Source organism: Colwellia sp. (assembly GCF_013215345.1).
Classification (GTDB): Bacteria; Pseudomonadota; Gammaproteobacteria; order Enterobacterales; family Alteromonadaceae; genus Colwellia.
Genome location: NZ_JABSOV010000150.1, coordinates 1 through 8,027, shown reverse-complemented (window position 1 = coordinate 8,027; position 8,027 = coordinate 1). Strand labels below are relative to the sequence as shown.

Sequence of the window (8,027 nt, the reverse complement as noted above, 5' to 3'; positions counted from 1 at the left end):
TGTTAACCATGCATCACTATCAATATTTGCGATCGCCATATCGGCAACAGTCCAGGTAGAGCTAGCGGTGACATCAATTACTTCGTTATCAGTAGTGGTTAAATAAGCATTATATTGTTGACTAGTACCGGCAGGAAGTGTGCTGCTAGCAGGGGTGACAACCAATGATTCTGGTGTGGTGCTTATTACGGTAAGCTGGGCAAAAATGCTTTTGCCGTTATAGGTTGCAGAGATAGTATCTAGACCGCTAGTAAGGCCTGTAACTTCAATATTTGCACCATCGGCATTGAGGCTAGCAATGATAGGATTAATTGATGTCCAAGTTGCTTGCTCCGTTACCTCTATTTGCACGCCACTGGGTAAAATAGCGAAGGCTTTATAAGACTGCACCATGCCAGTTAAAATACTGGCTTCAATAGGGCTGATGGTAAATGTGATTGCGCCAACGGAAAGTTGGGCGCTAACATCTATACCTCGATAGCTAGCTAAAATATTTACTGTGCCTTCCGCTAAGCCTGTGGCAATAACAGAACTACCGTCTACCACTATTACCGCTTTTTTCTGGTCATCAACAGACCAAGTCACTAATTCGGTGATATCACGTTCGCTACCATCGGTTAAGGTTGCTATGGCTTGATATGTTTGTGTACCACCAAGCAGAATGGCAGCTTTATCAGGGTTAATAACAAATGAGTTAATGCATAGGTTGCCTGCATTACCACACTCAGCAGTTGGGAAGCCTGAATTACTGCCTTCGCCACAGGCGGTTAGTAATAAAAGCAATGAAGAGATAAAAAAATATTTAATTGAATTGAAAAGCTGCATTATTTTTGCTCCTGCCTGGTGTTAATAAATACGCTAGGTAGTAATATCTGTACATGCCGATTTAAGTGTCGGTGTTCTTCCGTAAGATTATCTGAAATAGGGTTTTTTTCACCGTAATACTCAGAAGTTATCTGCTGTTCTTGAACGCCTTTGGCGATAAGATAACTTGCTATTTTATCTGTTCGTCGTTGAGATAAGGCTAAGTTATATGCATCGCTACCTTTGGAGTCTGAGTAACCACGTAAAATTACGCTCGCCTGAGGGTATTTCGTTAATCGCTGAACAATGACGGCTAATGAATCAATCAACAAAAGCTCACTACTATCAAAATCAAATAAGAGTGGAAAGGTGACTTCTTCAAGCTTTATTGGCGCTGGCTTCATTACAGTTTTAGTGACTATGGTTGGCCTTGTGCGACCAAATTGATAACTGATACCTATAGATGTTAAGTGCGCATTGGTACCACCGATAGTATCGTTACCTAAGTGATGAAAGTATTGATATTCAAAGCGTGCTTGCCATGAATCATTTAATTGATATGACAGACCGGCACCAGCCGATGGTGCCCAATCATCGGCTTTTCTTGTTGAGAAAGGCCCTTTATTTTCGCCATACCAGTTAAATACACCGGCTTTAGCAAATAGCGCTAAATCTTCAAGTAAGTAAATTGAGCCAACAGCAGATAGGTTTAAGCCTTTCATTGTGCCCTTATAAATATGTTCATTGATTGAGTCGAGGTAAGTTGCTTTTGCGGCACCTAAATCTATATAGGCAGCTTCAAAAGCAAACGTTTCATTAAATTGGTAACCAGCGAAAAGACCTGCTGCAACACTATTTTTGTCACAATCAAGGCTCCATGATTCACAACCATGCTGATAATGATTAAGACCTAACTTGCCGCCAAGGTAGAAATAAGCAGAAGGTAGGGCTCCTTCTAGGTGCTGATTTTCATTTACAGTATCTGGCTTAGTGGTTAGAACTTCTGTCGCAAAGCTAATAGAGCTAAAGGATAACATTAGCGGGATTAGTATATTGGCTAGAGTACTCAGGCGAGGCTTTTGAAAGGAAAACATGTGTCAACGTCCATGAAATTTAAGTAAAACAATCTATTAACATGGATTATACAGATAACATAAATCATTACAAAATAAATTTATCCATTGTATTTACTGTTGTTTTCTTTAAATTTATAGTGAAAACGCGCACCTGAGTTAGTATTTTTTAACTCGATAGAGCCATTAATCTTTTGGTTAATTAAGTTAAATACAATAGACATACCTAAACCTATGCCACCTTGATTGCGCGCTGTGGTAAAGAAGGGCTCAAAAACATGTTGCTGGGCTTCTTTAGATAAACCACAACCATTGTCACTGTATATAACTTCGACTTCATCAGCGGCTAATTGTTTAATTTCAATTATTATTTTATTTTCTTGGTTGATGTTGTCAGTATCTGTACTGGCTTCTTTGTTGTTGACAAAGCCATGTTTAACACTGTTATTGATTAAGTTAGTTAATATCTGCGCATGAACTCCGGGGTAAGTGGCTAACATTATGGTGTCTTGGCAGTTAATTTCTAAAGTCACGTTCTGAGGTTTAAGCATTGAGCGTAGGGTAGAAATTACTTTGTGATAATATTGGCCAATATCTAGGGTTTCTATTTCTAATTGGTTTTGATCTGCGGCGGTTTTTTTAAAGTTCTCTATTAAATTTTTAGCTCGGTTTAAGTTTTCCCCTTGCATAGTTAAAGCACTATCGGAATTATTACGGAAGCTTTCCATATCTTTCATACTAAGGCTGTTGCTATCCAGTTTATTTTTCAACTTTTTTAATTCATCGGCCATGATACTGTGCGTGGTTATCGCTATACCTAAAGGCGTATTTACTTCATGAGATACACCGGCAACCAATTTACCCAGAGCGGACATCTTTTCTGATTCTGCTAATTGCTGCTGTGTCAATTGTAATTCTTTTACTGTCTTAGCAAGCTCTTGGGTTTGTGTGGACATTTTTTTTTCGAGTGATATCTCATAATCAAGACGTTGAAGTTCAGCGGTAATACGGCCAGAAAATAGTTGTAACAGCGCCACTGACTCTTTTTCATTTTTATGTTCAGCTTTGAATAAAGCGACAAGTAAGCCGATGACCTTTTGTTTGGCGTTAACCAGTGGTACTGCTAAATAGGCTTGAATTTTAAACTCAATTAAAAACTGATCTTCCGGAAACAATGCAGCAACATTTTTAGGGTGAAAACATATCGTATTAGCAGCAATGTTAGCGCAAGGGGTTTTATTTAGTGGGAATTCAAGGTTATCGGTGATCTTGCCATTGGCAACTAAGAGCTCTGTTTTGCAGCTATAGGTCTCCGAGTTTATTCGAGCAATAAAAGTATAATCGGCGGAAATTACCTTGTTGAGCGCTAATGTGATTTTAGTAAAGAATTCATCACCATAGCTGTTGGATACGCGGTCAATAATTTCTTGAATATGAGTTAACATGTTGACTCCGATATATTTCTATAACTTAACTATGGCATAAGCCTTTTTATTTTTCATGACTTATATAGAGCACTGTCTGTTAAAGACAATCTAACTTGATGATGAATAATGTTATTGGGCTTATGTGCTAACTTGAGTGAAAATTACTCGCATTTGCTTTTCTTTTAGTTGATTATAGAAAAATAGCATTATCCTAGGAATAAACTATGTTGCATTATCAATATTTACATAGAAGTTCATTTGTTAGAGATGGACTCTGGCTACTGGCAATAAATGCTGTCCTGTTTTTTTTATTTGCTCAGTATGATGTATTAGAACTTATTATTGGTTTGGTAAAAGAGCATGAACATTGGGAGCTTGATGAGTTTTTGCCTTTAGGGGTAACGCTAACTTTCAGTTTGGTGATTTTTATCTATCGTCGTTTGGTCGAATTGGGACGAGTAACGCAAGCTTTTGAAGAGCTTGCTAAGCAAGATCCACTTACCTATGCTTTTAATCGGCGTGCAGGCCAGGCTATATTGCATAATTTTTATGTGAAAGCGGAACGTGATGGTGAGGGTTTTAGTTTATTGCAGCTAAACATTGATAATTTTAAGCGTATTAATGATTCCTATGGCCCGAGTGTTGGAGATGATATTTTAATCAACTTGGTTAATATCATTCAGAAAAACATCGCGGCTAACAGCCAACTGATTCATTGGCACAGTGATAACTTTATTGTAGTTTTACCTGTAGAAGTCACTTCTCCCTATGAATTTGCTAATAAGCTTAGAGAAACTATAGCCCAGCAATTGTTTACCACAGATACTATCACTTGCAGTATGGGAGTGACGTCATGGCGAAAAGGCCTTTCTTTACAGGATGTACTACACAATGTTGAAGATGCTTTGCTTGATGCTAAAGCGGCTAATAAGAATATCGTTAAGGTCGCTTAACGGTATTTAGTTAGGATGATTAAAACTCGTATCCAGATTACAATATCAGCGAGATATAGTATTTTTCTAGCTCAAGGTAATCATCCATATCAATCTCTAACATAGTTAAAACATCAGCTTTTACTTGGCCCCAATCAGGGGCTTCACTATGGCGCTTATTTCGGTAAACCAAATTTTCTGCAAGCTTGAGTGTTGCGTAACCTAATTTCTCATGCGTATTGGCGGTACTCGCTAAAAAGTTGATATCGTGGTGATGGAGTATGATGTTGCATACCTGCTCAGGTAAATGCCAAGACATGGCAATTAAATAGCCGACCATGGCATGATTCACTTCATATTTATTTTCTTCTAAGGAAATAGAGTTTTCTTCAGCTCGATTTGCTTTGATAAGGGTTTCTCTATAATCAGAAAATTTATGTGAAAAGGCTGGAATACCGCAATCATGAAAGAGCCCTATGGTATATAAATCACCACCGGATAATGGTGAGAGCAATTGTTGATTAATGAACGTCATGGCATAAGCGATATCTTTTGAATCGTCCCAAAACCTTTCTAATGTTAAACAGCAGTCAAGTTGAGTAAAAGAGCGCCTAAATAATATTGCCGTAGCGAGCGAATTTATTGCATCTTTCCCTATGAAGAACACGGCGTGTTGAATATCAGTAATTTTTGTTTCTAAAGAAAAAAGCGCAGAGTTTACATTCATAAGTACTTCAGCGGATAAACTAACGTCCTTAGCAATAACCTTAGCAAAGTCGGCAAGTATGGCTTCATTATCACGCATTAGGCGTTGTAATTGAGTGAGTATTTTAGGTTTTATTGGGATGTAAAAACCATGTGGTAACTCATTGATAGCCTTTTCTTTAATATTAAGCATCTATTTTTTCAGCTTTTAACGGGCTGCAGAATTTCAAAGTATAGTGTTTATCAGGTATTGAGCAAATGAACAGGCGTGTTTCGTTGCTAAGGCGGCAAACAAAAATATCGTTAAGTAAGTTTAACGATATTTTGATTAAGGGGTTTTCTTGTCAACGCTAGAAACTGTACAGGGCTACTGATGCGAATACGTTAGTTTACTTCCGTAATTGATAAATATTAGGCTGGTTGGCGTTTTTGTTGCTCAATCAGATGTATATCTTGTTGTGGGAATGGAATCGTAATTTTTTCTTGCTCAAAAGCTAAAAAAATCGCTTTATAGGCACTATATTTGGCTGCGTATAAATTTGTTGTTGGTATCCAAAGTCTTATGCCAATAGTGATGGCGCTATCTGCAAAGCCATCAATACCTACTTGCATACGTACCTCATCAGTATAAATATCAAGCTTTGCTAAAGTGCGCTCCACAAGTTGCACTACTTCGATAGGGTTATCTTGATACGAAATACCAACAGAGAGTTTCAATAAAGTATCTTTTCTTGAATTAAGCACTACTTCACCAACAATATGTTTATTGGGAATGGTGATCTCCGCGCAATTTTCATCTTCGAGGATGGTAAAAGCTAATTGCACCTCTTTAACTATGCCTGTTACCCCTTGTACTTCAATGGTATCACCGACGACAAATGGGCGAATAATTATGATATTAAAGCCAGCAGCATAATTGGCTAATAAACCCTGTAAAGCTAAACCAGCACCTAATGAAATGGCGCCTATGGCGGCAATAAAGGGGGTTACACTGATACCTATTTTGCTTAAGGCTATGATGCTGACCATTATCATCACTAGCATTTTGGTGGTACTGGCTAGGAAGCGACTTAAGGTGACATCAATTTTTTGTTTCTCACAAAGGTGTAATACCGCTTTAGCGACTTTTCCGGCAACAGCATAACCGAATAAAAATATCAGTAAGGCGCCTACTAGTTGAAAGCTATAGTTGCTGAAGAAATCTATTATTATTTGGTAAAGTGCCGAGGCTTGCTCTATTTCTGTGCGTAATAATTCCGCCGGCAGATCAGTGACACCTTGTGTACTTTCGGCAATGTTAGCGGTAAGTTTATCTGCGTTGTGGTTGGTTGACTCTGACATTTGAGTATCCTTTGACATGTATAGTTATACCAATTTTATTTAATTATTGCTCACTTGTGCTGGTTAAAATAAGTCATGTCAGCGTTGCTCTCAATCCCAATAGCCAGCTATTGCTCAATTGAGCGCCTTGCCCTAATATATTTTCCCTATGCACAACAAGATCACAAACTTAATGAAACTGGTATTAAGGGCTTATTTAGGCCAGGTTTTATTTAGAAGCGATAGCCAAGTTGCATCATAAACTGCTGTCTATCACTAAAAGCGAAGTTGGTTTCGGCAATGACCGCCCATTCTTCAGTAATGTTCCATTGTGCGCCAATAAGGTAATTAACCGGAGAGCTAGTATGCTGGTCGATAAGTACAGTGACTCTATTGCCTGGAGTAGCAACTGCTATCTGTTGTTCAATATCTTGTTTCATGGCACCTACCCATAGTTGTCCCTGATAAACGCCAATGCTGCCATTCCATCCCAAGCGGGTCGAATAAACAGTTTGCTGAGTTTTTTTTATGGCGATATTGATATCGGCTTCGGTGTAATTAACATCAAACATGCCAAAAAAATCACCGTAACCGCCGGCTACGGTAGTCCCGTAGCCAAGTACTGTGCCATTAAAATGTAAAGTAGTTGCTATGCCCTCAACCGCAACTAAGCAATGACCGGGTGCAGGACCTTGGAATGGCAAATTGATGCTAGTACAGCGCTTGTCATTATAACCACTACCAATACCGGTAGCGGCTAATAATAAGGTTGGTAGCTCTAGATTAACGTCTAATTCAAGCTCAGCTTTACCGTTAGTTTTACCGACTAAGCCGTAAACATTCCAAAAGGGAAGAATCCAAGCGTCAAAGCGTAAGTTGTAGGTGGTGTCTGATACTTTAAGGTTTTTAGCGGTAATGGTGTCATCAATGAAGTCATTAATAATGTCACTTTGTTGACCATCAATTTCCAAGCCTATTTTAGATACCGTAAAGGGCTGCTCTTGGGTCAAGCCGACGATTGAAATACCAAAAGGTAATGGCAATAAATAACCAGCTTCGCGGGCTTCTTTGCCCAAAATAGGTAAAAAATCAGACCAGCGATTTCTTGGCGGTAAAGCTTCAGGTATAACTAACTCATAACCAACACTCGAAGCAGGGTTTTGTCTGTTATGGACTTGTTGTTTATAACTATCATCAGTCTGTGCAGCACTACAATATTGCGCACACTGATTTTTTTGTTGCTCAGTAAGGATAATTGCTGACTCATTACTTATTTGGCTTACTTGAGTCGCCTTGTCTTTTGGCTTAACAAGGGCCTTTAACTTATTTTCTGTTTGCTGTTCATTGCCTTGTGCGGTAAAGGTAAGTAAAGAACAGCATAAAAAACTTAGTAGCAGTAAGTAGTTAGCCATTAAGCTGTTTTCCGTAAATAGATGTGATTTTGTTGGCTATTTTATACTGTTCTGTGTTGCGCGCACAGATTAAATCTATTTTTCAAAAGCATAAGCTCAGTTTGTCGCAGCTTTTAATAAGAAAAATCACCGAACTTAGTCTAGGGTGCTTACTTTTGTCTTACCTAGTACTGCTATACAAACTAAATCATCAATCACTCACTGTCTAAGAGTTCAGTTAACCTAGCCATTTGCTCAGTTAATGCAGCAACTTGTTGCTCTAACTCTATTACTCTTTCAGCTAACTGAGCTTTATCTTCTAAGGATGTAGGCTTGGTTTGAGTGTCGGCGGCTTGAATAAAGCTTGTTTCATCA

General features: G+C 38.5%; 8 protein-coding genes. 1 reads left to right on the top strand and 7 read right to left on the bottom strand.

From position 1 onward, the window contains the following. The 3 genes from HRT50_RS16520 to HRT50_RS16510 form a co-directional block, all read right to left on the bottom strand. On the bottom strand, positions 1-825 hold an 825-nt coding region (locus HRT50_RS16520; protein ID WP_291616497.1), incomplete at its 3' end, for an Ig-like domain-containing protein. Continuing rightward, a complete protein-coding gene (locus HRT50_RS16515; protein WP_291616495.1) occupies positions 825-1,898 on the bottom strand; it encodes an OmpA family protein in 1,074 nt (357 codons plus the stop codon). The genes HRT50_RS16515 and HRT50_RS16520, both read right to left, overlap by 1 nt. An 80-nt stretch (positions 1,899-1,978) precedes the next feature. After that, on the bottom strand, positions 1,979-3,322 hold the full coding sequence (locus HRT50_RS16510; RefSeq protein ID WP_291616493.1) for an ATP-binding protein: 1,344 nt from the start codon (positions 3,320-3,322) through the stop codon (positions 1,979-1,981). 206 nt (positions 3,323-3,528) lie between these two features. Between HRT50_RS16510 and HRT50_RS16505 the strand changes: the two genes are divergently transcribed. Then, positions 3,529-4,257: a GGDEF domain-containing protein gene (locus HRT50_RS16505; RefSeq protein WP_291616491.1), complete on the top strand. Its 729-nt coding sequence runs from the start codon at positions 3,529-3,531 to the stop codon at positions 4,255-4,257. 37 nt (positions 4,258-4,294) lie between these two features. Here HRT50_RS16505 and HRT50_RS16500 read toward each other — a convergent pair whose 3' ends face one another. From HRT50_RS16500 to HRT50_RS18910, 4 genes are all read right to left on the bottom strand, one after another. Continuing rightward, positions 4,295-5,134: an HDOD domain-containing protein gene (locus tag HRT50_RS16500; protein WP_291616489.1), complete on the bottom strand. Its 840-nt coding sequence runs from the start codon at positions 5,132-5,134 to the stop codon at positions 4,295-4,297. 218 nt (positions 5,135-5,352) lie between these two features. After that, a complete protein-coding gene (locus HRT50_RS16495) occupies positions 5,353-6,282 on the bottom strand; it encodes a mechanosensitive ion channel family protein (protein ID WP_291616487.1) in 930 nt (309 codons plus the stop codon). A gap of 212 nt (positions 6,283-6,494) precedes the next feature. Then, complete coding sequence (locus tag HRT50_RS16490) at positions 6,495-7,673, bottom strand: hypothetical protein (protein WP_291616485.1); 1,179 nt, start codon at positions 7,671-7,673, stop codon at positions 6,495-6,497. Between the two features lie 194 nt (positions 7,674-7,867). Next, positions 7,868-8,011 (bottom strand): MbeD/MobD family mobilization/exclusion protein, encoded by a 144-nt coding sequence (locus tag HRT50_RS18910; RefSeq protein WP_367238886.1) that lies wholly within the window; start codon positions 8,009-8,011, stop codon positions 7,868-7,870. Between the last annotated feature and the right edge of the window lie 16 nt (positions 8,012-8,027).

What these genes read in the sequence shown, in the direction of transcription:
- HRT50_RS16495 (WP_291616487.1), bottom strand. Translation starts at nt 6,282, where the DNA reads ATGTCAGAGTCAACCAACCACAACGCAGATAAACTTACCGCTAACATT.
- HRT50_RS16510 (WP_291616493.1), bottom strand. Translation starts at nt 3,322, where the DNA reads ATGTTAACTCATATTCAAGAAATTATTGACCGCGTATCCAACAGCTAT.
- HRT50_RS16500 (WP_291616489.1), bottom strand. Translation starts at nt 5,134, where the DNA reads ATGCTTAATATTAAAGAAAAGGCTATCAATGAGTTACCACATGGTTTT.
- HRT50_RS16505 (WP_291616491.1), top strand. Translation starts at nt 3,529, where the DNA reads ATGTTGCATTATCAATATTTACATAGAAGTTCATTTGTTAGAGATGGA.
- HRT50_RS16515 (WP_291616495.1), bottom strand. Translation starts at nt 1,898, where the DNA reads ATGTTTTCCTTTCAAAAGCCTCGCCTGAGTACTCTAGCCAATATACTA.
- HRT50_RS16490 (WP_291616485.1), bottom strand. Translation starts at nt 7,673, where the DNA reads ATGGCTAACTACTTACTGCTACTAAGTTTTTTATGCTGTTCTTTACTT.